This is a genomic window from Gillisella terrae, assembly GCF_004801395.1.
GTDB lineage: Bacteria > Pseudomonadota > Alphaproteobacteria > Rhizobiales > Rhizobiaceae > Allorhizobium > Allorhizobium terrae.
This window is the reverse complement of the sequence record NZ_SSOA01000007.1, coordinates 94,481-115,944: the sequence shown is the minus strand read 5'-3', so window position 1 is coordinate 115,944 and position 21,464 is coordinate 94,481. Positions and strand designations below refer to the sequence as shown.

22 protein-coding genes are annotated in these 21,464 nt (G+C 55.4%); 11 read left to right on the top strand and 11 right to left on the bottom strand.

Annotated features, from left to right (window positions below):
* Positions 1 to 11: 11 nt before the first annotated feature.
* From E6C51_RS13965 to E6C51_RS13950, 4 genes are all read right to left on the bottom strand, one after another.
* Positions 12 to 1,640, bottom strand: a complete 1,629-nt coding sequence (locus E6C51_RS13965; RefSeq protein ID WP_190236410.1) for an ABC transporter ATP-binding protein — start codon at positions 1,638 to 1,640, stop codon at positions 12 to 14.
* Entirely contained in the window at positions 1,637 to 2,767 is a 1,131-nt protein-coding gene (locus tag E6C51_RS13960) for an ABC transporter permease (RefSeq protein WP_407920814.1), read from the bottom strand. The genes E6C51_RS13965 and E6C51_RS13960 overlap by 4 nt, the downstream gene beginning before the upstream one ends.
* A 5-nt stretch (positions 2,768 to 2,772) precedes the next feature.
* Positions 2,773 to 3,861, bottom strand: a complete 1,089-nt coding sequence (locus tag E6C51_RS13955; RefSeq protein WP_146932446.1) for a microcin C ABC transporter permease YejB — start codon at positions 3,859 to 3,861, stop codon at positions 2,773 to 2,775.
* 122 nt (positions 3,862 to 3,983) lie between these two features.
* On the bottom strand, positions 3,984 to 5,837 hold the full coding sequence (locus E6C51_RS13950; protein WP_407920813.1) for an extracellular solute-binding protein: 1,854 nt from the start codon (positions 5,835 to 5,837) through the stop codon (positions 3,984 to 3,986).
* Between the two features lie 253 nt (positions 5,838 to 6,090).
* Here E6C51_RS13950 and mepA point away from each other — a divergent pair, with 253 nt between their 5' ends.
* The 5 genes from mepA (at position 6,091) to E6C51_RS13925 (ending at position 10,118) form a co-directional block, all read left to right on the top strand.
* On the top strand, positions 6,091 to 7,077 hold the full coding sequence (gene mepA, locus E6C51_RS13945) for a penicillin-insensitive murein endopeptidase (RefSeq protein WP_407920812.1): 987 nt from the start codon (positions 6,091 to 6,093) through the stop codon (positions 7,075 to 7,077).
* Between the two features lie 75 nt (positions 7,078 to 7,152).
* Positions 7,153 to 7,533, top strand: coding sequence for a methylglyoxal synthase (locus tag E6C51_RS13940; RefSeq protein ID WP_146932450.1), 381 nt, complete (start codon positions 7,153 to 7,155; stop codon positions 7,531 to 7,533).
* Positions 7,534 to 7,569: 36 nt separating this feature from the next.
* On the top strand, positions 7,570 to 8,592 hold the full coding sequence (locus E6C51_RS13935; RefSeq protein WP_146932452.1) for a glucokinase: 1,023 nt from the start codon (positions 7,570 to 7,572) through the stop codon (positions 8,590 to 8,592).
* 56 nt (positions 8,593 to 8,648) lie between these two features.
* Positions 8,649 to 9,461, top strand: a complete 813-nt coding sequence (dapB, locus tag E6C51_RS13930) for a 4-hydroxy-tetrahydrodipicolinate reductase (RefSeq protein ID WP_190236456.1) — start codon at positions 8,649 to 8,651, stop codon at positions 9,459 to 9,461.
* Positions 9,462 to 9,482: 21 nt separating this feature from the next.
* Entirely contained in the window at positions 9,483 to 10,118 is a 636-nt protein-coding gene (locus E6C51_RS13925) for a 2,3-bisphosphoglycerate-dependent phosphoglycerate mutase (protein WP_146932455.1), read from the top strand.
* A gap of 55 nt (positions 10,119 to 10,173) precedes the next feature.
* Here E6C51_RS13925 and E6C51_RS13920 read toward each other — a convergent pair whose 3' ends face one another.
* The 7 genes from E6C51_RS13920 to E6C51_RS13890 form a co-directional block, all read right to left on the bottom strand.
* Positions 10,174 to 10,803 carry a LysE family translocator gene (locus tag E6C51_RS13920; protein ID WP_190236408.1) on the bottom strand — a complete coding sequence of 210 codons (630 nt, stop codon included), beginning with the start codon at positions 10,801 to 10,803 and terminating at the stop codon, positions 10,174 to 10,176.
* A gap of 156 nt (positions 10,804 to 10,959) precedes the next feature.
* Positions 10,960 to 11,589, bottom strand: a complete 630-nt coding sequence (gene upp / locus E6C51_RS13915; RefSeq protein WP_146932459.1) for a uracil phosphoribosyltransferase — start codon at positions 11,587 to 11,589, stop codon at positions 10,960 to 10,962.
* Between the two features lie 83 nt (positions 11,590 to 11,672).
* Positions 11,673 to 12,683 (bottom strand): adenosine deaminase, encoded by a 1,011-nt coding sequence (locus E6C51_RS13910; protein WP_190236407.1) that lies wholly within the window; start codon positions 12,681 to 12,683, stop codon positions 11,673 to 11,675.
* Positions 12,680 to 13,900, bottom strand: coding sequence for a phosphopentomutase (locus E6C51_RS13905; RefSeq protein WP_190236406.1), 1,221 nt, complete (start codon positions 13,898 to 13,900; stop codon positions 12,680 to 12,682). Before E6C51_RS13905 ends, E6C51_RS13910 begins: the two co-directional genes overlap by 4 nt.
* Positions 13,901 to 13,978: 78 nt before the next feature.
* The gene (locus E6C51_RS13900; RefSeq protein WP_230987307.1) at positions 13,979 to 14,560 is read right to left on the bottom strand and encodes a TadE/TadG family type IV pilus assembly protein; all 582 of its coding nucleotides are present in this window, start codon (positions 14,558 to 14,560) and stop codon (positions 13,979 to 13,981) included.
* Positions 14,560 to 15,183: a TadE/TadG family type IV pilus assembly protein gene (locus E6C51_RS13895; protein ID WP_190236405.1), complete on the bottom strand. Its 624-nt coding sequence runs from the start codon at positions 15,181 to 15,183 to the stop codon at positions 14,560 to 14,562. The genes E6C51_RS13900 and E6C51_RS13895 overlap by 1 nt, the downstream gene beginning before the upstream one ends.
* A 169-nt stretch (positions 15,184 to 15,352) precedes the next feature.
* On the bottom strand, positions 15,353 to 15,727 hold the full coding sequence (locus tag E6C51_RS13890; RefSeq protein ID WP_190236454.1) for a pilus assembly protein N-terminal domain-containing protein: 375 nt from the start codon (positions 15,725 to 15,727) through the stop codon (positions 15,353 to 15,355).
* A gap of 427 nt (positions 15,728 to 16,154) precedes the next feature.
* On the opposite strand from E6C51_RS13890, the gene E6C51_RS13885 reads away from it, so the two are divergent.
* The 6 genes from E6C51_RS13885 (at position 16,155) to E6C51_RS13860 (ending at position 21,417) form a co-directional block, all read left to right on the top strand.
* Positions 16,155 to 16,367, top strand: a complete 213-nt coding sequence (locus E6C51_RS13885; protein WP_190236404.1) for a Flp family type IVb pilin — start codon at positions 16,155 to 16,157, stop codon at positions 16,365 to 16,367.
* Between the two features lie 135 nt (positions 16,368 to 16,502).
* Positions 16,503 to 17,015 carry an A24 family peptidase gene (locus E6C51_RS13880; protein ID WP_190236403.1) on the top strand — a complete coding sequence of 171 codons (513 nt, stop codon included), beginning with the start codon at positions 16,503 to 16,505 and terminating at the stop codon, positions 17,013 to 17,015.
* Between the two features lie 98 nt (positions 17,016 to 17,113).
* Positions 17,114 to 17,917, top strand: coding sequence for a Flp pilus assembly protein CpaB (gene cpaB, locus E6C51_RS13875; RefSeq protein WP_190236402.1), 804 nt, complete (start codon positions 17,114 to 17,116; stop codon positions 17,915 to 17,917).
* On the top strand, positions 17,917 to 19,419 hold the full coding sequence (locus tag E6C51_RS13870) for a type II and III secretion system protein family protein (RefSeq protein WP_146932476.1): 1,503 nt from the start codon (positions 17,917 to 17,919) through the stop codon (positions 19,417 to 19,419). Before cpaB ends, E6C51_RS13870 begins: the two co-directional genes overlap by 1 nt.
* A 7-nt stretch (positions 19,420 to 19,426) precedes the next feature.
* Complete coding sequence (locus E6C51_RS13865; RefSeq protein WP_190236401.1) at positions 19,427 to 20,104, top strand: CpaD family pilus assembly protein; 678 nt, start codon at positions 19,427 to 19,429, stop codon at positions 20,102 to 20,104.
* A 20-nt stretch (positions 20,105 to 20,124) separates the two neighbouring features.
* The gene (locus E6C51_RS13860) at positions 20,125 to 21,417 is read left to right on the top strand and encodes a CtpF protein (protein WP_146932480.1); all 1,293 of its coding nucleotides are present in this window, start codon (positions 20,125 to 20,127) and stop codon (positions 21,415 to 21,417) included.
* The last annotated feature ends 47 nt before the right edge of the window (positions 21,418 to 21,464 follow it).

Genomic DNA, 21,464 nt, shown 5'->3' with positions numbered 1-21,464 from the left:
GACAAAAGGTTTTACTGGCGGATGCCACCGATATTCATGGCCTTCAGGTCAAAGGCGGCGGCGAGGAGAGCTTTGGTATAGTCTTGTTTTGGCGCGCGGAAAACCTCTTCCGCAGTGCCTTGCTCAACAACTTTTCCGGAGCGCATGACAATGATGTCGTTGGCCAGCGCTTTTACCACCTTCAGGTCGTGGCTGATGAACAGATACGCCAGATCGTGGCGTGTCTGGAGATCGCGCAAGAGGTCCACCACCTGCGCCTGCACGCTCATATCCAGCGCCGACGTTGGCTCGTCCAGCATCACAAAACGCGGTTTCAGCACCATGGCACGGGCAATGGCGATGCGCTGACGCTGACCGCCGGAAAATTCATGGGCGTAACGCCAGCGGGTCGCCACATCCAGCCCCACCTCTTCCAGCGCCCAGCAAACGCGCTCGTCGCGCTGCTTTACCGAGAGGCCGCGCTCATGCACCTTCAGCCCCTCGGCGATAATATCGCTGATCGACATGCGCGGGCTGAGCGAGCCGAACGGGTCTTGAAACACCACCTGCAAACGATCGCGCAAGGGGCGCATGGCCTTGAAGGAATAGCCGTCTATGTTGTTGCCGATAAAGCTGATGCGGCCTTGTGAGGAGATCAACCGCGCCAGCGCCAAGCCAAGCGTGGTCTTGCCGGAGCCGGATTCGCCAACCACACCCAGAGTCTGGCCTGCCCGCAACGTGAGATCAACGCCATCCACCGCTTTGACATGATCCACCACCCGGCGCAAAAATCCGGCCTTGATGGGAAACCACACGCGAATATCCTGACCCTGCATCACCACGGGTTTGGAGGTGTCGGCTTTCGGCGGTTCGCCCTTGGGTTCGGCTGCCAGCAGTTTTTTGGTATAGGCGTGTTGCGGATGCTCGAAAATCTCGGACACCGGGCCAGTCTCGACAATCTCGCCTTTGGTCATCACGCAGACGCGGTCGGCAAATTTGCGCACGATGCCCAGATCGTGGGTGATGAACAGCATGGACATGCCATGCTGGCTTTTCAATCCAGCCAGCAGCTCCAGAATTTGCGCCTGCACGGTCACATCCAGCGCCGTGGTTGGCTCATCTGCAATCAGCAATTTCGGGCGATTGGCCAAGGCCATGGCAATCATCACCCGCTGGCGCTGACCGCCGGAGAGTTCGTGCGGATAGGCAGCAAGGCGCTTTTCTGGATCGCGGATGCCGACTTGGCGCAGCAGCTCCAGCGTTTTTTGCCGGGCAACATCGCCGGTGATGGTTTGGTGTAGCGCCAGAATCTCGCCAATCTGCTGCTCAATGCTGTGCAGCGGATTGAGCGAGGTCATCGGCTCCTGAAAGATCATGGTGATGTCATTGCCGCGAACTGCGCGGAGGTCGCGCTCGTTCAAAGCCATCAAATCGCGGCCTTCAAACAGGATCTGGCCGGACGGATGGCTGGCCGCCGGATAGGGTAACAGCCTCAAAATAGACGATGCCGACACCGATTTGCCAGAGCCGGATTCACCCACCAGCGCCACGATTTCTCCGGGCATGATGTCAAAGCTGACGTGGTTGACGGCAAGGCTTTCCTTGCCCCCTTGGTGGAAGACGACGGAGAGATCTTTGACGGAGAGAAGCGGCGTACTCATTTAAATGTCTTCCTCGGATCAAAGGCATCACGCACCGCTTCGCCGACAAAAATCAGCAGGGACAGCATGATCGCCATGGTGAAGAAGGCGGTTAACCCCAGCCATGGGGCCTGCAAATTGCGCTTTCCTTGGGCAATCAACTCGCCCAGCGAGGCAGACCCCGGCGGCATACCAAAGCCCAGAAAATCCAGCGAGGTGAGCGTGGTGATCGAGCCGGAGAGAATGAAGGGCAAGAACGTCAGCGTTGCCACCATGGCATTGGGCAGAAGGTGGCGGAACATGATGGTCCAGTTGCCAACGCCCAAAGCGCGGGCGGCGTTGACATATTCAAAGTTTCTGGCCCGCAGGAATTCTGCCCGGACAATGCCGACAAAATGCACCCAGGAAAACAGCAGCATAATGCCCAGAAGGACAAAGAAACCGGGTGGCAGAATGGAGGCAATGATCAGCAGAATGTAGAGCACCGGCACCGAGGACCAGATTTCGATGAACCGCTGCATCAAAAGGTCGGTCCAGCCGCCGAAATAGCCCTGTACGGCACCGGCAGAGACACCGATGATGGCGGAGAAAATCGTCAGTGTCAGGCCAAACAGCACAGAAATGCGAAAACCATAGATCATGCGTGCGGCCACATCGCGGGCCTGATCATCCGTGCCCAGCCAGTTCATATTGCCAATGATACAATTGGGATCATCGACGCCCTTGGGATAGGCCGAGCAGCGCTCTTGCTTGTCCATCAGCCAAAATGGCCGGGTGGGGGCGGAGTGCGGGATTTCGGAATTGACAGTGCGGTAGGAATAGCGAATAGGCGGCCAGATCATCCAGCCGTGGGCGTTGATCTCATCCGAGACAAAGCTGGAGCGATAATCCGTTACCGCCAGAAAGCCGCCGAATTTCTCTTCCGGGTAGTTCACCGCAATCGGAAACAGGATTTCGCCCTTGTAGGAGGCGATAATCGGGCGATCATTGGCAATCAGCTCGGCACACAGGCTGAGGATAAACAGCACCATGAAAATCCAGAATGACCAATAGCCGCGCTTATTGGCTTTGAAATTATCAAGGCGGCGGCGATTGACCGGCGACAGAAACGGCTTTTTAGGCTGTGCCACTTGGGTTTCAGAGGTCATTGTCATCAGACATCCCTCCGCTCAAAATCAATGCGCGGATCGATCCATGTGTAGATCAAATCAGACACCAGCCCGACCACCAGACCCAGCAGCGAAAAGATATAAAGCGTAGCAAACACAATCGGATAATCGCGATTGACCACCGACAGATAGCCGAGCCGCCCCAGTCCATCGAGCGAAAAGATGTTTTCAATCAACAGCGACCCCGTGAAAAAGGCCGAGACGAAGGCTCCCGGAATGCCAGCAATCACAATCAGCATGGCATTGCGAAACACATGGCCATAGAGCACCCGATGTTCAGATAGCCCCTTGGCGCGAGCCGTAACCACATATTGCTTCTTGATTTCATCAATGAAGGAATTCTTGGTCAACAGCGTTGTGGTGGCAAAGGCCGAGAGCAACAGGGCTGTCAGCGGCAGGGTAAGATGCCAGAAATAATCAATAATCTTCTGCCACCAGCTCAAGTCAGCAAAATTATCAGAGGTCAGGCCGCGCAGCGGAAACCAGTTGTAAAACGACCCACCGGCAAACAGCACGATCAGCAAAATGCCAAACAAAAAGCCCGGCACAGCATAGCCCACCACAATCACGCCGGAGGTCCAGACATCAAAAGCCGAGCCATCTTTCACCGCCTTGCGAATGCCAAGCGGAATGGAAATGGCATAGGACAGCAAAAGCACCCACACGCCGAGCGAAATCGACACTGGCATTTTATCGGCGATGATCGACAGCACGGATGCGTTGCGGAAAAAGCTCTCGCCAAAATCAAAGCGGATGTAATTCCACATCATATCGGCAAAGCGGGTGAGCGGTGGTTTATCGAAACCAAACTGCTTTTCCAGCTTCTTGATCAGATCTGGGTCCAGCCCCTGCGCACCGCGATAGGTGGAGCCGTCACCGCCGCCATTTTGGCCAAGAATATCCCCACCGCCAGACAGACGCTGATCGGCGCTATCGCCCTGGCCGGAGAGCTGCGCCACCACCTGCTCCACCGGACCACCGGGAGCAAACTGGATGACCAGAAAGGAAATGCCCATGATGCCCACCATGGTCGGAATCATCAGCAGCAAACGCCGCAGGATATAAGCACCCATCAGTCAATCCCTCCCGATGTTGCCATGCCATGCTGCTTTGCCAATCCATTGATCCTTTTTGGTGGGTCTGATTCGGTTTTGCTATTGGTACTCGCTCAATTGCGGCCTTGCAAAGGCTTGGGCTAATGCGTGGCGGCTTTTGACCACCAGATGTCGGGAAAGCCGGTGGAATAGGTGGGCAGGTCCTTGGGATGGGTCAGCCGGTTCCAATAGGCCAACCAGACCTCACCGCGCGAGTAGGAGGGTACGACATAGGCACCTGCCAACAGCACGCGGTCCAGCGCACGCACGGTGGGAATAAGCGTTGCCCGATCCTTGGCGAAAATAATTTGCTGGATGAGAGCATCGATCCCCTTGTCTTTAATGCCAGCAAAATTGCGCGATCCGGGCTTGTCCGCCACCGATGATCCCCAATAATCCCGTTGCTCATTGCCGGGATTGGACGATTGGGCCGCATAATAATAGATCGCGTCATAATTGTAATCGCGCAGACGGCTGGTGAATTGGGCAGAATCCACCGTGCGAACATTGACTTGAACGCCGATTTTTCGAAGATTATTGGCGTAAGGCAGCGCCACACGCTCAATGGTTGGGCCATCCAGCAAAATCTCAAAGGTGAAAGGCTTGCCCGTCGCCTTTGACACCATCTGATTGCCGCGTAGCTCATAGCCGGCCTTGTTGAACAGCGAGATGGCCATGCGCAGATTGTTGCGCTGCTTCTCAGGATCCCCGTTCACGGGATTATGGTATTCGGTGGTAAACACCTCCGGCGGCACATCCTGCTTGATACTATTCAGCACCTCAAGCTCCTTGCCTTCGGGCAAACCCTTGGATGCAAACTCAGACCCATAAAAATAGCTATCAATGCGCTTATAAAGGCCAAAGAACACGGTTCGATTCAGCTCCTCAAAATCAAAAGCATAATTCAAAGCCTTTCGAACATTGACATCCTTGAACTGCTCCCGGCGGGTGTTGAGAAAAAAGCCCATCATCAGACCGACTTTTCGATAGTCATTGGGAAGCTGCTCGCGCTTGACCTTGCCATCCGTCACCGCTGGAAAATCATAAGAGCGGGTCCAGCGCATGGCAGAATTTTCAGGCCAGAAATCGGTAGCGCCTGAGCGAAAGCTCTCAAATGCGACGTTGAGATCGGTATAATAGGTGTAGGTAATCGTTCTGAAATTGTTGTAACCGATGTTTACATTGAGGTTTTTGCCCCAATAGTCATCGCGCAATTCATAGCGAACCGAAGCCCCCGGCGAAAACGAGGCAATCCGGTAAGGGCCCGACCCCATAATGGGTTCCAGCGTGGTTTTGGAAATGTCCCGCGGCTTGCCGTCCGGGCCCTTGGCTTCCCACCAATGCTTGGGCACAATATCCAGCTGACCAACAATGGACGGCAGCTCCTTATTGCCCTTTTGGTCAAAGGTGAATGTGACCTCGCGCTCGCCGGTTTTTTCGGCTTTCACCACATGGCTGTAGTAATTGTAGGATGCGGGGTTAAGCTCCTTGAACTTATCAAAGCTGAAAACCACGTCTTCCGGCGTAACCGGCTGGCCATCCGCCCATTTGGCTTCTGGCCGCAGCCGGAATTTCACAAAGGAAAAATCGTCAGGATAGGCCAGCGCCTCGGCCAACAATCCGTAGCTGACACCATCTTCATCCAGCGATGATTTCAAAAGTGTCTCGGTCACCAGCGATGCGCCAGGCGGCGAGGATAGCAATACCTGCACACCCTGTGCCAACTGCCCTTTGCCAACCACCGGGTTGAAACTATCAAACGTGCCGTCTGCCGAAAGCTTTAGCTCCCCCGCCTTCGGTGCATCGACATTGACATAGTTGAAATGCGCAAAGCCCGGAGCATATTTGGGCGGCTCAATAATGCCAATGGCGTGCCGCCATTGCAGCTCCTGCGCCATGACATGCCCGGCAAAAAGGCTCAAAATCAGCGCGAGAAACCTCGCACCAACGCGCATGACCACCATAAATTACCCCCGCATTGCAAATTCAAACATCTGATTTGGTGCACATTCTACGATAAATGAGGGCGAAAGACAGGCGATAGTCTTTGCGGCCATGCAAAAAGGCCGCGCGCTGCAAAATGTCAATTCACCGACGCCACCATTCCGTCTAGGTTTGCGTGGAAGAGAATCACACAACATGACTGACCCGAGGTGACCTTTGGCCAAACATTCCGCATCCATCCGCGCGTCCATGATTGGCCTTGCCATGGTCATGGCGACAGCAAGCCTTGGTGAAGCCCTTGCCGATCAGCCCGCCAAACAGGCTTTTGGTGCTGCAACGTTGCCCAATGCGGGCCCAGCCTCGCCAATTGGCTCTTACGCAAGGGGCTGCATGAGTGGCGCTGTGGCCCTGCCCACCGATGGACCAACATGGCAGGCCATGCGCCTGTCGCGTAATCGACGCTGGGGCAATCCACGCACCATTGCTTTTATTGAGCAATTGTCGAAAGATGCCACCAAAATCGGCTGGCCCGGCCTGCTGGTGGGCGACATTGCCCAGCCGCGCGGCGGGCCAATGGCCAGCGGCCATGCCTCGCACCAGATCGGCATGGATTTTGATGTTTGGCTTACCCCTATGCCTGCCAAGCGGCTGACCGTGCAGCAGCGTGAAGACCTGCCGTTTACCTCGATGATCATGAAAGACCAGTTCCTGACCATCAACCCGCAGACATGGAGCCCTGCTCGGGCCAAGCTGTTGATGCTGGCCGCCAGCTATCCGCAGGTGCAGCGGATTTTCGTCAATCCGGCTATCAAGAAGAAGATGTGCGATACATGGACGGGCGACCGCACCAACATGGGCAAGCTACGGCCCATGTATGGCCATGATGCCCATTTCCATGTGCGGCTATTCTGCCCGCCGGGTGCCACCGATTGCAAGCCGCAGGCCTCGATTGGTCAAGGAGATGGCTGCGATAAATCGCTGGCGTGGTGGTTTACCAAAGAGCCATGGGAGCCGAAAAAGAAAGATCCCAATGCAAAACCGGCTCCAAAGCCGCGCCCGGTGATGGTGTCTGATTTGCCAAAGGCGTGTAGCGCCATTCTCAATGCTCCTGCCGTTTCCTCGGAAAAGCAGGCGACCTATGGTGGCCCGACAGCTTATACCAATCCGGGTGCTGTGTCTGTGAAAGCGGCTGCAAACGCACCGGATGATCCGAACCTGCCATCGGAAGATGTCGGCCTGCCCAAGCCTTGAAAGTATGAGGGTTTTCATCGGCCTGAACCTTGATATAAGAGGGATCAAATCGATTGAAATTCTGGGAGGGGAGCCATGGCTGAGCGACGGAAAATTGCACTGATTGCCCATGACAAGATGAAAGAGCAGATGGCGGATTTTGCCCGCCATCATCAGGATGCTCTGGAAGGCTGGCAGATTGTTGCGACTGGCACCACCGGCGGACAGGTGCAGGACGCCTGCCCCAAGCTCAATGTCACCCGCATGAAAAGCGGCCCGCTGGGCGGCGATCAGCAGATCGGCGCGATGATTGCGCAAGAAGAAGTGGCGCTTTTGGTGTTTTTTGTTGATCCGCTCACCCCCATGCCGCATGACGTTGATGTGAAGGCATTGATGCGGCTGGCCATCCTTTATGATACGCCGATGGCACTGAACCGGGCGACAGCAGAAGTGCTGTTGCCAGCGATTGCCCGTTAACGATAGACGCCAGCGCGGCGAAAGATGGATTTTTCGATGTCTCATCCTGTTGAAAATGACCACCTCCCCTTTCCGGTTCTGGTCGGCGATATTGGCGGCACCAATGCCCGTTTCTGGATTTTGAGCGATGCCGATGCAAAGCCGAAAGAATTTGCCAATATTCACACGGCAGATTTTCCAACCATTGATCAGGCATTGAAAGAACGGATTCTGGATCAGAGCGACATTGCACCGCGCTCGGCCATTCTGGCCGTGGCTGGCCCGATCAAGGATGATGAAATTCCGCTGACCAATTGCCCATGGGTGATCCGCCCCAGGGTGATGATCGAGACCCTTGGTTTCACCGATGTTTTGGTGGTCAATGATTTCGAGGCGCAGGCGCTGGCCGCAGCCGCCCTGCCGCTTGAGGATAGCGCTCCGATTGGTGAGCGCAAAGAAGCCGTCATCGGTTCGCGGGTCATTCTCGGTCCCGGCACCGGTCTGGGCGTGGGTGGTCTGCTCTATACCCAGCACAAATGGTTTCCGGTTCCCGGCGAAGGTGGCCATGTCGATCTTGGCCCGCGCAGCGCGCGTGATTTCGAGATTTTCCCGCATATTGAAAAGATTGAAGGCCGCATCTCGGGCGAGCAAATTCTGTGTGGTCGCGGCATCATTCATCTCTACAATGCGATCTGCAAAGCCGATGGTATCAATCCGCAATGGACTGACCCCGCCGATGTCACCGCCCACGCCTTGAGTGGCAGCGATCCGGTTGCAGTCGAAACCATGACACTGTTTGTGACCTATCTGGCGCGTTTGGCGGGCGATATGGCGCTGGTGTTTATGGCGCGGGGCGGCGTGTTCCTCTCGGGCGGCATTTCGCAAAAAATTGCGCCTCTGCTGCAAAGCCCGGTGTTCCGCGCCGCCTTTGAGGACAAGGCACCACACACCGCGATGATGAAAAAAATTCCGACCTTTGTGGTCACCCACCCGCAAGCCGCTCTGTGTGGGCTTGCCGCCTATGCGCGATCGCCCGATAAATTCGGCGTGCGGCACGAAGGCCGCCGCTGGACGCGCTGAGACGAGATATCTGGACGGGAGACGAAAACATGGCAACAACGGGTGGCACAGGGCCTATGAAACTGGTGGTGGTTGGTGCAAGCGGCCGCATGGGACAGGCATTGATCCGCATTATTGCAGAAACCGAAGGGGCGGTGCTGCATGCGGCGGTTGAACGCGCCGGATCAAGTGCACTGGGCAAGGACGCTGGCGAATTGGCAGGGCTAGGCGCTCTGGATGTCACGATCACCGATGATGCGCTCTCCGCCTTTGTCCATGCTGACGGCGTGATTGATTTTACCAGACCAGAAGCCTCCGTGGAATTTGCGGCCCTTGCCGCTCAGGCCCGCATTGTGCATGTGATTGGCACCACCGGCTGCTCGGAAGACGATCAGGCCAAATTTGAAGCAGCATCGCGCCATGCGCGGCTGGTGAAATCCGGCAATATGAGCCTGGGCGTCAATCTGCTCTCGGTTTTGGTGCAGCAGGCGGCAAAAGCGCTGGATGCGGCGGGCTGGGATATTGAAGTGCTGGAAATGCACCACAAGCATAAGGTCGATGCGCCATCTGGCACAGCACTTTTGCTGGGGGAAGCCGCCGCCGCTGGCCGTGGGGTTGATCTCAAGGACAAGGCGGTAAAAGTGCGTGACGGCTTTACTGGCCCGCGTGAGGCTGGCTCTATTGGCTTTGCGACTTTACGCGGTGGCTCGGTGATTGGCGAGCATTCGGTGCTGCTGGCAGGCGAAGGCGAGATTGTCACGCTGTCCCACAGTGCCGGTGATCGTTCTATTTTTGCCCGAGGCGCGGTGAAGGCCGCTCTTTGGGCGCGGGATAAAAACCCCGGTCTCTATTCCATGCTCGATGTGCTCGGGCTGGCTGATACCAACTGATCTATGTGAGAGGATTTGTCGATGACTGGTACCCTCGTGCTCGTGCGCCACGGCCAGAGCGAATGGAATTTGAAAAACCTGTTCACCGGCTGGCGCGATCCAGACCTGACCGAACTGGGCGTGCAGGAAGCCAATGCAGGCGGCAAGGCGCTGGCCGATTACGGCATCAAATTCGATGTGGCTTACACCTCCAACCTCAGCCGCGCCCAGAAAACCTGCGGCATCATTTTGGACAATGTCGGACAAGTTGGCCTCGAAACCATCCGCGATGAAGCCTTGAATGAGCGCGACTATGGCGATCTTTCCGGTCTCAACAAGGATGACGCTCGCGCCAAATGGGGCGAAGAACAGGTGCATATCTGGCGCCGGTCTTACGACGTTCCACCACCGGGCGGCGAAAGCCTGCGCGACACCGGCGCTCGCGTCTGGCCCTATTACATGACGGAAATTCTGCCGCGCGTGCTGCGGGGCGAAACCGTTCTGGTGGCCGCCCACGGCAATTCATTGCGCGCCCTGGTGATGGTGCTGGACAAGCTGACCAAGGAGCAGATCCTCGGTGTGAATTTGGCCACCGGCGTGCCGATGGTTTACAAGCTCAATGCCGATTCCACCGTGGCTTCGAAGGAAGTGCTCGGCGATATGTCCGGCGCGCATTAAAGCAGTTTAAAACTGTGCCGCTCATGCAATTGAATGGGCGGCACATTTGAGAAAATCAGATTTTCTCAGCAATCAGGCGTATGCCAAACCCAGCGAGAGCGGTTCCAATCGCGCGTTCTATCCACTGACCGAAGCGATCATAGACGGCTTTGGCGTGCCGACGAGACAACAGAGCGGTCACAAGTCCATACCAGACAATCTCGATTAAAAATCCACCAACGAGAATTGCCAGTTTTGCCAAAAGTCCCGTCTCCGGCGGCACGGCAACGGCATAAAGGCCAATAAAGAAGGCAATTCCTTTCGGGTTGGAGAGATTAACAATCATACCCATGCGCATACCGCGCAAAACACTGCCTTTTTCGATAGCTGATACACCTTGCTTCGCTGTATCAGCCTTGCCAGACAACCACGCCATGACCCCGAGATAGACAAGATAGCAGCCGCCAGCGATCTGAATAAGGCTTGCCAACCATCCGACCTTTGCCAAAAACAACGCCAAACCCGCCATCGTCAAAACCACATAAAAAGTTGCGGCAATGGCCAATCCAAATGTCGCGCCCACAGCGGTTGAGCGTGCCCCGGATATTGCCAGTTTCGAGATTAAAGCAAAGTTAGGACCGGGACTGATGACAACAGCAGCATACAGGCCAAGCGCCGTCAGAACCGTCAAAGCATCTGGATTCATATGAATTGCTGCCTCTCGTTGTGATCTCGGAAAACAAGACCTCAATTTATATGGGCATTTCAATGCCACACAAGAGAGAAGCTGCTGCGTAAATCCTCAAAATACAAACCCCGGCGACAGGCACCGGGGTTGCAGTGTTTGATCGTGAATAAGGCCTTACTTGGTGCCATACATGCGGTCGCCCGCGTCACCCAGACCCGGCACGATATAGCCGTGCTCATTCAAATGGCTGTCAATCGATGCCGTGTAAACATGCACGTCGGGGTGCGCTTCGCGGAAATTCTTGATGCCTTCGGGGGCTGCCAGCAGGCAAACAAAACGCAGGTTTTTCGCGCCGCGCTCTTTCAGCTTGTCCACCGCCGCAATCGATGAATTGCCGGTGGCCAGCATCGGATCGACCACAATCACGAGCCGCTCCGAGAGGTTTTCCGGGGCCTTGAAGTAATATTCCACCGCTTGCAGGGTTTCGTGATCGCGGTAAACGCCGACATGCGAAACGCGGGCAGAAGGAACCAGATCCAGCATGCCTTCCAGAAGACCATTGCCAGCCCGCAGGATGGAGGCGAACACCAGCTTCTTGCCTTCCAAAATCGGAGTTTCCATCTCGACCATCGGCGTTTCGATGGTTTCCATGGTCAATTCCAGATCACGGGTCACTTCATAGCACAACAGCGTGGAAATTTCCCGAAGCAACCGCCGAAATCCCGCAGTCGAGGTTTCCTTGCGCCGCATGAAAGACAGCTTGTGCTGCACGAGGGGGTGATTGATGACTGTAACGCCGTCCATGGAGAGAACCTTCTTATGTTTATTGCTCTGATCTTGAAGTCATTCTGTTCCAAGAATAGACCCAAAGGGCAAGAGTGTGCAGGCTATTTTACCAGACCATCCCCAGATGCATCCTGACGTGTTGGCGCATCAAGGCGCGATAGCAGCTTTGAGCGGGTCTCTTCATCCACAAACGCCGCCTCAATCGCCGTGCGGGTCATGGCGTTGATCTCCGCGCTATCAAAGCCCATATTGGCGACAATCTCATAATCTTGCGCAAGCGAGGTATGGAAAAACGGCGGATCATCGGAATTGATGCAGACCCGCACACCAGCATCCGCCAATTGCCGCAGGGGATGGCTTTGGTGATCGGGAAAGACCTTGAGGGCAATGTTGGAGGCCGGACAGACCTCCAGAACTGTGCCCAGATCAGCCAGCCGCTTGACCAGATCGGTATCTTCAATGGAGCGCACCCCATGGCCGATGCGGCTTGGCGCAACATGGTCGAGCGCATCCGTCACGCTGAAAGCCCCGCACAATTCACCGGCATGGATGGTAATGCCATAGCCTGCCTCTTTGGCGATTTGGAAGGCAGGCGCATAATCCACCACCCGGTTCATGCGCTCCTCGCCTGCCATGTTAAAGCCTGTGACCAGCGGATGGCTATAGTTTGCCAGCCATTTGGCCCGGCGCAAAACATTGTCTGGCCCCAGATGCCGCTCGCCGATGATGACCATGCGACATTCAATGCCGGTCTTGGCTTTGGCGCGTTGAATGCCTTCAGCCAGCCCTTCAATATAGGCTTCCGCCGAAAGCCCCACGGCCTCGCCGTGATCCGGGGAAACAAATAGCTCGCTATAGATTGTATTGACGCCCGCCAGTTCGCACAGATAAGCCTCAGCCAAAGCGGCATAATCCTCTTCGGTGCGAAATACGGAGGCGACAAAATCATAGCAGGCTATAAAACTGGTAAAATCCTGCCAGACATAGGCACCATTGCGCACGAACGTGGTGGAATCAATGCCGTATTTTTCGGCCTGCGCCAATGTGAGCGCCGGTGGGGCCGCCCCCTCGACATGGCAATGCAACTCAGCTTTCAGCAAATCCCGTGTCATAGAAAACTCCTGCCATGCGGACCCGGCGCAATGCCGAGATGAGCGGCGACACTCTCGCCAATGTCTACAAAACTTGGGCGCAGACCAATCGAGCGGCTGCGAATGCCGGGGCCAAACGCCATGATCGGCACCCGCTCACGGGTGTGGTCGGTGCCGCGCCAGGTCGGGTCACAGCCATGGTCTGCGGTGAGGATCACCAGATCGCCGGGAACAAGCTTGCGATAGATGGCCGGCAACCAGACATCAAAGGCCTCCAGCGCCGCAGCATAGCCCGGCACGTCGCGGCGGTGCCCATAGAGCATATCGAAATCGACGAAATTGGTGAAAACGAGGTCGCCGTCCTTCGCCTCATCCATCACGTTCAACGTGGCAGCCATCAGCGCTTCATTGCCGCTGGCCTTGATTTCGCGGCTTGTGCCTTGATGGGCAAAAATATCACCAATTTTGCCAATGGCGTGCACGGTGCGATTGGCCTTTGTCAGCCGGTCCAGCAGTGTCGGCTCCGGCGGCAGCACCGAATAATCCTTGCGATTGCCGGTTCGCTCAAACGTCGCTGGAGTTTCGCCGATAAATGGTCGGGCGATCACCCTGCCGATATTATAGGGCATCAGCAATTCACGCACGATCTCGCACAGTTGCAGCAGCCGATCGAGGCCGAAATAGCGTTCATGCGCCGCGATTTGAAAGACGGAATCGGAGGATGTGTAGCAAATCGGCTTGGCGCTTCGGCAATGTTCCTGCCCAAGCCTTGCGATAATCTCTGTGCCGGAGGCGTGGCAATTGCCTAAAATGCCGGGAAGATTGGCTTTTTGGCAAATCTGATCCACCAGCTCTTGCGGGAATGCATCGCCTTCAGTGGGAAAATAGCCCCAATCAAACATCACCGGCGTACCGGCAATCTCCCAATGGCCGGAAGGCGTATCCTTGCCCTTTGACACTTCCGAAGCCGCACCATAAATGCCGAAGGTGCGCTCAGGCATTGGCATGCCAGCAGGAAGAGAGCCACTGGCCATTTGGGCAATATGCACCAGACCCAGTGCCGACATGTTGGGAAGCTGCAATGGCCCTTCGCGCAGGCCTTGGCGATCTGCGGCACCGGCGGCACAAAACTCGGCAATATGGCCAAGCGTATCTGCTCCCTGATCATGATAGCGCGCTGCATCGGGTGCCCCGCCGACGCCAAAGGAGTCGAGAACAAAAAGAAATGCCCGTGCCATACTTCACCACATGCCGTTTACTGTTCCTGATCCATAGCGATTTGCGCGCAGTGTTGCAAATCTCTACGCATCAGCCGTTTAACAATCGGAACAGCTCACGGGTTCAGTGGTACGCTGGCGATAATAATAATCGCGGCTGATGGTGATAGTCTTGAGCACGGCATCCAGCCCCGGCGCATAGGTCACCATTTTGTAGGGAATTGAAAACTCGACATGCACAAAGGATGTCGAGGCCGCGGCCATGCCAGACGGCATGGTGACGGCCGTGCCCACACCATAAGGTTTGCTGCCATCCTGCGCCCATGACCAGGCAACCTTGGCATTGAGGCTCGAATCCACCTGAATGCCGGTGATTTTCATCGAAAATCCCGTGGTTGGCTTTGGCGCGAAAATGGCAGCGGCCACATCCGGCATTGTCGCCAGAAATGCCTTGTTAAAGCTGGCATCTTTGCTGGCGACAATATCCGCAATGGCTCCGGCGCTGGAGGTTGCGCGTGAAGCCACGTTGAGCCCGAGCGTCAATTCGAATGCCCCGAGATAGAGCAGCAACAGCACCGGCACGATCAGCGCAAATTCCACCGCACCAACGCCTGAGCTATCCTTGGAAAAATGCTGGAGGCGGTAGATCAGAAGCTGGATGTTTTTACGCCAGAGCATCATCAATATTTCTCGCTCTGGAAGGCTGTGGTTTCCACAATCAGATAATCCGAATTGCTGGTTTCACCGGGCTTTTGAATGGTGGCAACGTAGGAGCGGACCAGATCTGTCGTCACCGGCCAATAGTAATAGGCGCGGAGCATGTTGATGGAGCCAGAGCCGCCGGGCGCATAGGCAAAGTCGGTCGTATCCAGACTGCCGTTCGCCGTGGTGATGACTTTGGGGATTTCGGCAAAGGTGGCAAAGCTGCGCACATCCAGATAGAGCCGATCGGGCGTTGCCACTTCTGCGGCATCGCATTTCAACATAAAGGAAATCTCATTGCAAAACAGCTGGCGAAATTCGGCACTCGTCTTATCTGTCGATTTGCCGAGTTTATAGGTGATATTGCCGGTGCGGATATTGCGGCCCAATGTGTCAACGGCAGACGTCACCACTTGCTCGGCAACAAAGGCGATGAAGGTTTCCAGAATGGCAAAGACGATCAGAAAATAGGGGATGGCCAGAATGGCGAACTCAATCGCGGCCGAGCCGTCCGCTGAACGCCGGAAACGCTTGAGCAATTTCAGCCATGTGCGACGGCGTGGTCTGAAACCGTTGTCACAGGCCCGCTTGATGAACGTCATGTCTCAGCGCCGATTGTTAAACCTGACCGCAAAATATGAGGTCAAGTCTTTAAGTTTCGTTTCCAAATTGTCTCGATTTGCGCAGAAAAATCACAAACCTTGTTTTGGGTGATCTAAAAAACAACTTTTGCCTACCACTTCAACAACCCGATCAAGCACATCGAAACGATCAATTGGTGGCACCAGCAGCCGAGGATTTGCCGACATTGTTAAACTTTGAATGCTCTTCACAATTGGGATCGCACGACAGAACAGTGCGCTCCGTCTGCTTGAAAACCCGCACCGTATTGCCCTCATCAATCGAGACCAGAATACGCTCATCCAGCACAGCATTGCCGTCACGGTCCAGCAAAACGATATTGGTGGTGCCAAAACTGCGGCCCGTCAACACAATGGTCTTCGCATCGGCAACCGTTGCATCCGCCACTTTGTCATTGCCGATAATCACTTTGCTGATCGGCCGATCAAGCTTCAGGATGCGTGCCTGATTCATATAGACCCGCAGCAGATTGTTATCGGCTCTCGCACTTCCGGCTGCGATCATGATTGCACCAAGTGCAAGTGCAATTCCAAAGCGAAACGGCGGAACCGGTCTCATATAAGAACAATCTCTTTTTCTGAATTGCGTCATACTGTGCAGCAAAATGGTAAATGGATCATTACATGTACGCCTCACCCTGAAACATGCAGCAAAGTCACATCCATTTACGCTTGAAGAGCAGAGTAAAATTCCGAGAAAAATACCGAATATTGCGCCCCAATATCGGAACAAATAGAGAATTTTTCTCAAATCTAACATTGATATCAATTATATTTTAAATTCATTTACCACACGCGCCAAGAGCATGGATTAAAACTTTGTTAACTTGAATTCTTAAGTCAATCGCAATGGCCTTCCCTGTACGTTTTATACATCCGATCAGCGGAAACAGTTGACGGAGCTGATCACCCTCTTGGAACAGGAACACACCATGTCGAAGATTTTTGCACGTTTCTTAAAAGACGAATCAGGTGCCACCGCAATCGAATACGGCCTGATTGCAGCCCTGATTTCCGTGGCGCTGATTGCCGGTGCAACAACGCTTGGTAACAGCATCAGCACTACGTTCAGTGGCCTTGCGGGCAAGCTTGATAGTGCGACCAACAAAGGTGCCACTGGCACTGGCACTGGCACTGGTGGCTGATTGATAAATAACACTCTTTCAATCGATCACAATGAGTAACCGCCTCGCATCGGGGCGGTTTTCTTTTTGTTTACCAAACCTCTTGTTTACCTCTCATCCCTATCATCCACCCCGTACCAACCGGGGTTTTCCGCCATGATGGCTGCAATAATCGTACTTATCTTTCCGCTTTGTCTGGCGGCAGCCGCTTTTACTGATCTGTTTGAGATGAAAATTCCCAATATCATTCCACTGGTGATGTTGGCGGGCTTTTTTGCCTTGGCCGCGGTGGTGGGATTGCCGCTGCGCGAGGTTAGCCTTCATCTTCTCGCCGGTTTCATTGTGCTTTTGGCCTGTTTTACGTTTTTTGCTTTCAACGTGATGGGTGGAGGAGACGCAAAACTGCTCACCGCTTGCGCTGTATGGTTTGGGTTTAACATCACTCTACTGGTGTTTTTGCTGCAAGTGGCTGTGTTTGGCGGTGTGCTCACGCTTCTTATCTTGCTGATTCGCAGCCAGTCTTCGCATATTCTGGCCCTTCGCCTGCCCGTGCCACGATCGCTGCTGATGGAAAAGAAGATACCTTATGGCATTGCCATCGCCATTGGCGGCTTTTGCAGTGTTCTTCAATCGCCTTTGGTTTTACTGGCTCTCAACACGAAGAAATAAATCATTAACCAAAGCCATAAGGCATTTGTTAACCCTAATTACACCAATTCCTGATCTTCTAAGGGTCAAGACGTTGCGCTTGCACCTGAGGAAAGACCATGAAACCCGCCCGCATCTTCATTCTGATTGTCGCCCTTGTTGCGGCAGGGCTCGCTGGCTTGCTGGCCATGAGCATGAGCGGGCCGAAGCAGGTTGTTGTTCAGCAGGCTGAAAAAACGGTCATCAAGGATCCAAGCGTCAATATTCTGGTGGCCTCAACCAGCATGCCGGTGGGTGCGCGCCTGTCCGATAAGGTCATGCGCTGGATGGCCTGGCCAAAGAATGATCTGGTCACGGGATTCATCACCCAGGACAGCCGCCCCGATGCCATGAAAGATCTTGATGGCAGCATCGTGCGTCTGCCGATTTTTGAAGGTGAGCCTATCCGCATTGAAAAAGTGGCCGATGCATCGGGCAGCACGCTGTCGGCCCTGCTTCCGGCGGGCAAACGCGCCGTCGCCGTAGAAATCTCGGTGGCAACTGGCGCGGGCGGCTTCATCCTGCCCAATGATCGCGTCGACGTGATTATGGTGCGCAAACTGTCGCAAGATGGCAATAAGGACGACATGCATGTCAGCTCCGTATTGCTCAGCAATGTGCGCGTGCTGGCGATTGACCAGCAGATTGAAGAAAAACAAGGCGGTCGCCGCTCGGTCATCGGCACGACAGCAACCCTTGAACTCACGCCCGAGCAAGCCATTGCGCTCGCAACAGGCCAGCAGGCCGCCGAGCGGCTCTCGCTGACGCTGCGTTCTGTTGCCGATGCCCAAGAGCCCGATACGTTCACCACATCAAGCACCAGCGGCGAAGTGCAGGTGATCAAGTCAGGAACCGTCGTGAACAATGCGGGGGGCACGCAATAATGAACAGGATGTTTCTGATGAATGCCACCCGGCCCCGCCTGTTTCGCGCGATTACAATGACAGGCCTTGCGCTTGTTCTCACCGTTTCCGGCATTCCGGGTGAACGCTCCAGCCTGTGGCGTGAGGGTGCAAAAGCCTATGCCGAGCAGCAATCACTGGTGCGGATCACCCAATCCGGCCCCGGCGCGCACCGCACATTGAAGCTTGGCCTCAATAAGGCGATTGTGGTGGATCTGCCCGAAGATGCGCAGGACATTCTGGTGGCCGACCCCACGCTGGCCGATGCGGTGACCCGCACCTCGCGGCGCATCTATCTGTTTGGCAAAACCGTTGGGCAGACCAATATCTTCATCTTTGGTGCCAACGGGCGCGAGATCGTCAGCCTGGATCTGCAAATCGAGCGCGATATTGACGGGCTGGAAGCCAATCTTCGCCGCTTCATTCCTGATTCCAACATCAAGGTCGAGATCATCTCGGACAATGTGGTGCTGACCGGCACGGTGCGCACTCCGCAGGATTCAGCACGTGCTGTTGCCCTCGCCCAGGCCTTTGTCAAAGGCGGTGAGGCCACCACGAGAAACCAGACTGTCTCAAGCAACAGCAGTGGCGATGGTGCAGTGGCGATCTATGCCGAAGGCCGTCAACAATCGCAGATCGTCAATATGCTGACGATTGAAGGCGATGATCAGGTCACGTTGAAAATCACGGTTGCCGAGGTGCGCCGCGAAATCCTCAAGCAATTGGGCTTCAACACCACGCTGCAAAACACCATTTCGGGCAATACCCCGGTGACAGCCGCCAATCCGGCCGATTCAACCGCAATTTCTGCGGCCATTTCGACAGCATTGGGCAAATATTCCTTGGCATCCGTGATCAATGCCATGGAAGAAGCCAAAGTGATCAAGACGCTGGCCGAGCCAACCCTGACGGCCACCTCTGGCCAGAGCGCCACGTTCAGCTCGGGCGGAGAGTTGATCCGAACCATCAATCAGGCCAATGGATCAACCACCACCCAGACCTATGATTACGGTATCAAGCTGAATTTCACCCCTGTGGTTCTGTCGGCTGGCCGCATCAGCCTGAAGATCGAAACCGAAGTGTCCGAACCCATGACCACGGGCAGCACAACCGAGTTTCGCAAGCGTCAGGCCACGACCTCGGTGGAATTGCCCTCGGGCGGATCAATTACGCTGGCGGGTCTGATCAATGACGATGTCACCCAGCAAAGCACTGGCGTTCCCGGTGCGCGCAGCGTGCCGATCCTTGGTGCATTGTTTCGCAACAAGCAGTTTGAGCGCAAGGAAACCGAGCTGGTGATTATTGCCACGCCCTATCTGACTCGCCCGGTTGCGCGCAATCAGTTGCAGCGCCCAGACGACAATTTCAATCCGGCGGGCGATGGAGCCATGTATTTTCTCAACCGTGTCAACAAGGTCTATGGCCGAAAAGACACCAACACCACCGGTGCCTATCACGGCACGGTCGGCTTTATTTACAAGTGAGGCGGCGATGATCCTGCAAAATGCAAAATTCCCCGCAAAACTGGCCCCGAAACTGGCGTTGGGATTGGTGACAATGTTATCCCTCTCCAGCTGCGGCGGCATGGGCAAGGATACGATGTCGACCGGCTCGATCCCCGATGATTATCGCACCCGGCACCCGATTGTGGTGACCGATGTCGAGCATTCCCTTGATTTGCCGGTGGCGCAAGGCTCAAGCCGTATGACAACCGGCATGGGTGACACCGTAACAGGTTTTGCGCAGGATTACCGCAAGGCATCGAGCGGCTACGTGCAGATGATGGTGCCCTATGGCTCGCCCAACAGCGTTGCCGCATCCACGCTTGCCCGGCAGGTGCGCAGCCGGTTGATTGCCAAGGGTATTCCGTCTTCCAAGATTATCGAGCGCCCCTATCAGGCACAAGCCAGTGGCGATGCCGCGCCCATTCGTCTGAGCTATACGGCCACCACCGCCGTGGCTGGCCCTTGCGGCCAATGGCCGGAAGATCTGGCCAATGACACATCACAAAACAAACATTGGGAAAATTTTGGCTGCGCCACCCAGGCCAATCTGGCGGCCCAGCTTGCCAGCCCAACGGACCTGATCGCGCCGCGCGGCATGACCCCGATTGATGCCGACAACAGAACAAAGGTCATCACCGATTATCGCAACGGTCGAATCAACTAACAGCGGGATCGGTCAACGCCATGAACTCCATTCACTATGATATTCAATCCGTGACGCAAAACGGCGATGGGCATCGGGCTGAGCCGTCAAGATCAGGTGATCTGGACAAGCTGCGGCCTTTGCCACGCATTTCGGTGCATGCCTTCTGCCTCTCGGAGAGTGTGCTGGCGGTGATGGAGGAATGTGGACGCGACCGACGCATGGCCAAGGTGAGCATGCGGGTGACCAGCGGTGGCATTTCAGCAGCCATCAACATGTTTTCGGGCGCGCCAACACCCAATCTGATCATTCTGGAAACACAAGCGCAGGCCGGAACCCTGCTGGCGGAGCTGGCCCCGCTTGCCGAGGTGTGTGATCCCTCCACCCGCGTGATTGTCATTGGCCATTTCAATGACATTGCTCTTTATCGCGAACTGATGCGCAACGGCGTTTCAGACTATATTGTTGCGCCCGTCACCATGTCGGACGTGATTGGTGCGCTTTCAACCATCTTCATTGATCCCGATGCCGAACCGCTGGGCCGCAGCATTGCCTTTATCGGGGCCAAGGGCGGTGTTGGCTCATCCACCATTGCCCACAACGTGGCTTTTATGGTCGCCTCGCTGTTTTCATCAGAGACCATTCTGGCCGATCTGGATCTGGCCTATGGCACAGCCAATATCGATTTTGACCAAGACCCTGCGCAAGGTATCGCCGAAGCGGTGTTTGCACCGGAACGGCTGGATGAGACGTTTCTGGACCGGTTGTTGACCGATTGCGCCAAAAATCTGTCCTTGCTGGCGGCTCCGTCTTTGCTTGATCGTCCTTACGATTTTGAGCGGGGTGCCTTCCTGCCGGTGCTGGAAACCTTGCAGCGCAGCGCACCCATTGCCATTCTGGATGTGCCGCACACGTGGAATGACTGGACGCGCGCCCTTCTGGCCGAGGTGGACGAGATTGTTTTGACCTGTGCGCCCGACCTTGCCAATTTGCGCAACACCAAGAACCTGCTGGATGCCCTGAAAAAGATTAGGCCCAATGACAGGCCGCCGCACCTGATTTTCAATCAGGTTGGCATGCCCAAGCGCCCGGAAATTTCGCCCGCCGACTTCTTTGAGCCGCTGGACATCAAGCCCGCCGCCATTATTCCGTTTGATGTGCAACTGTTTGGCAATGCCGCCAACAGCGGGCGTATGATTGCCGAGGTTGATGCCAAATGTCCAACGGCAGAAACCTTTTCGCAGATTGCCCATCTCATCACCGGGCGCACCAGCGCCAAGAAAGCCAAAAAAGCAGGCCTTAGCCGGGTGCTGGAGCGCCTTGCCGGAAAATAACCACTGGCGATACGCCACAAACACGAACCTTCGATAAGGGTTCGGCG

Bases quoted from the DNA above. Each gene is read 5' to 3' on its own strand.
- E6C51_RS13965 (WP_190236410.1), bottom strand. From the start codon at position 1,640: ATGAGTACGCCGCTTCTCTCCGTCAAAGATCTCTCCGTCGTCTTCCAC.
- mepA (WP_407920812.1), top strand. From the start codon at position 6,091: ATGGTCATGGCGACAGCAAGCCTTGGTGAAGCCCTTGCCGATCAGCCC.
- dapB (WP_190236456.1), top strand. From the start codon at position 8,649: ATGAAACTGGTGGTGGTTGGTGCAAGCGGCCGCATGGGACAGGCATTG.
- E6C51_RS13905 (WP_190236406.1), bottom strand. From the start codon at position 13,900: ATGGCACGGGCATTTCTTTTTGTTCTCGACTCCTTTGGCGTCGGCGGG.
- E6C51_RS13940 (WP_146932450.1), top strand. From the start codon at position 7,153: ATGGCTGAGCGACGGAAAATTGCACTGATTGCCCATGACAAGATGAAA.
- E6C51_RS13950 (WP_407920813.1), bottom strand. From the start codon at position 5,837: ATGCGCGTTGGTGCGAGGTTTCTCGCGCTGATTTTGAGCCTTTTTGCC.
- E6C51_RS13935 (WP_146932452.1), top strand. From the start codon at position 7,570: ATGTCTCATCCTGTTGAAAATGACCACCTCCCCTTTCCGGTTCTGGTC.
- E6C51_RS13880 (WP_190236403.1), top strand. From the start codon at position 16,503: ATGATGGCTGCAATAATCGTACTTATCTTTCCGCTTTGTCTGGCGGCA.
- E6C51_RS13955 (WP_146932446.1), bottom strand. From the start codon at position 3,861: ATGGGTGCTTATATCCTGCGGCGTTTGCTGCTGATGATTCCGACCATG.
- upp (WP_146932459.1), bottom strand. From the start codon at position 11,589: ATGGACGGCGTTACAGTCATCAATCACCCCCTCGTGCAGCACAAGCTG.
- E6C51_RS13860 (WP_146932480.1), top strand. From the start codon at position 20,125: ATGAACTCCATTCACTATGATATTCAATCCGTGACGCAAAACGGCGAT.
- E6C51_RS13920 (WP_190236408.1), bottom strand. From the start codon at position 10,803: ATGAATCCAGATGCTTTGACGGTTCTGACGGCGCTTGGCCTGTATGCT.
- E6C51_RS13870 (WP_146932476.1), top strand. From the start codon at position 17,917: ATGAACAGGATGTTTCTGATGAATGCCACCCGGCCCCGCCTGTTTCGC.
- E6C51_RS13885 (WP_190236404.1), top strand. From the start codon at position 16,155: ATGTCGAAGATTTTTGCACGTTTCTTAAAAGACGAATCAGGTGCCACC.
- E6C51_RS13895 (WP_190236405.1), bottom strand. From the start codon at position 15,183: ATGACGTTCATCAAGCGGGCCTGTGACAACGGTTTCAGACCACGCCGT.
- E6C51_RS13865 (WP_190236401.1), top strand. From the start codon at position 19,427: ATGATCCTGCAAAATGCAAAATTCCCCGCAAAACTGGCCCCGAAACTG.
- E6C51_RS13900 (WP_230987307.1), bottom strand. From the start codon at position 14,560: ATGATGCTCTGGCGTAAAAACATCCAGCTTCTGATCTACCGCCTCCAG.
- E6C51_RS13960 (WP_407920814.1), bottom strand. From the start codon at position 2,767: ATGACCTCTGAAACCCAAGTGGCACAGCCTAAAAAGCCGTTTCTGTCG.
- E6C51_RS13925 (WP_146932455.1), top strand. From the start codon at position 9,483: ATGACTGGTACCCTCGTGCTCGTGCGCCACGGCCAGAGCGAATGGAAT.
- cpaB (WP_190236402.1), top strand. From the start codon at position 17,114: ATGAAACCCGCCCGCATCTTCATTCTGATTGTCGCCCTTGTTGCGGCA.
- E6C51_RS13910 (WP_190236407.1), bottom strand. From the start codon at position 12,683: ATGACACGGGATTTGCTGAAAGCTGAGTTGCATTGCCATGTCGAGGGG.
- E6C51_RS13890 (WP_190236454.1), bottom strand. From the start codon at position 15,727: ATGATCGCAGCCGGAAGTGCGAGAGCCGATAACAATCTGCTGCGGGTC.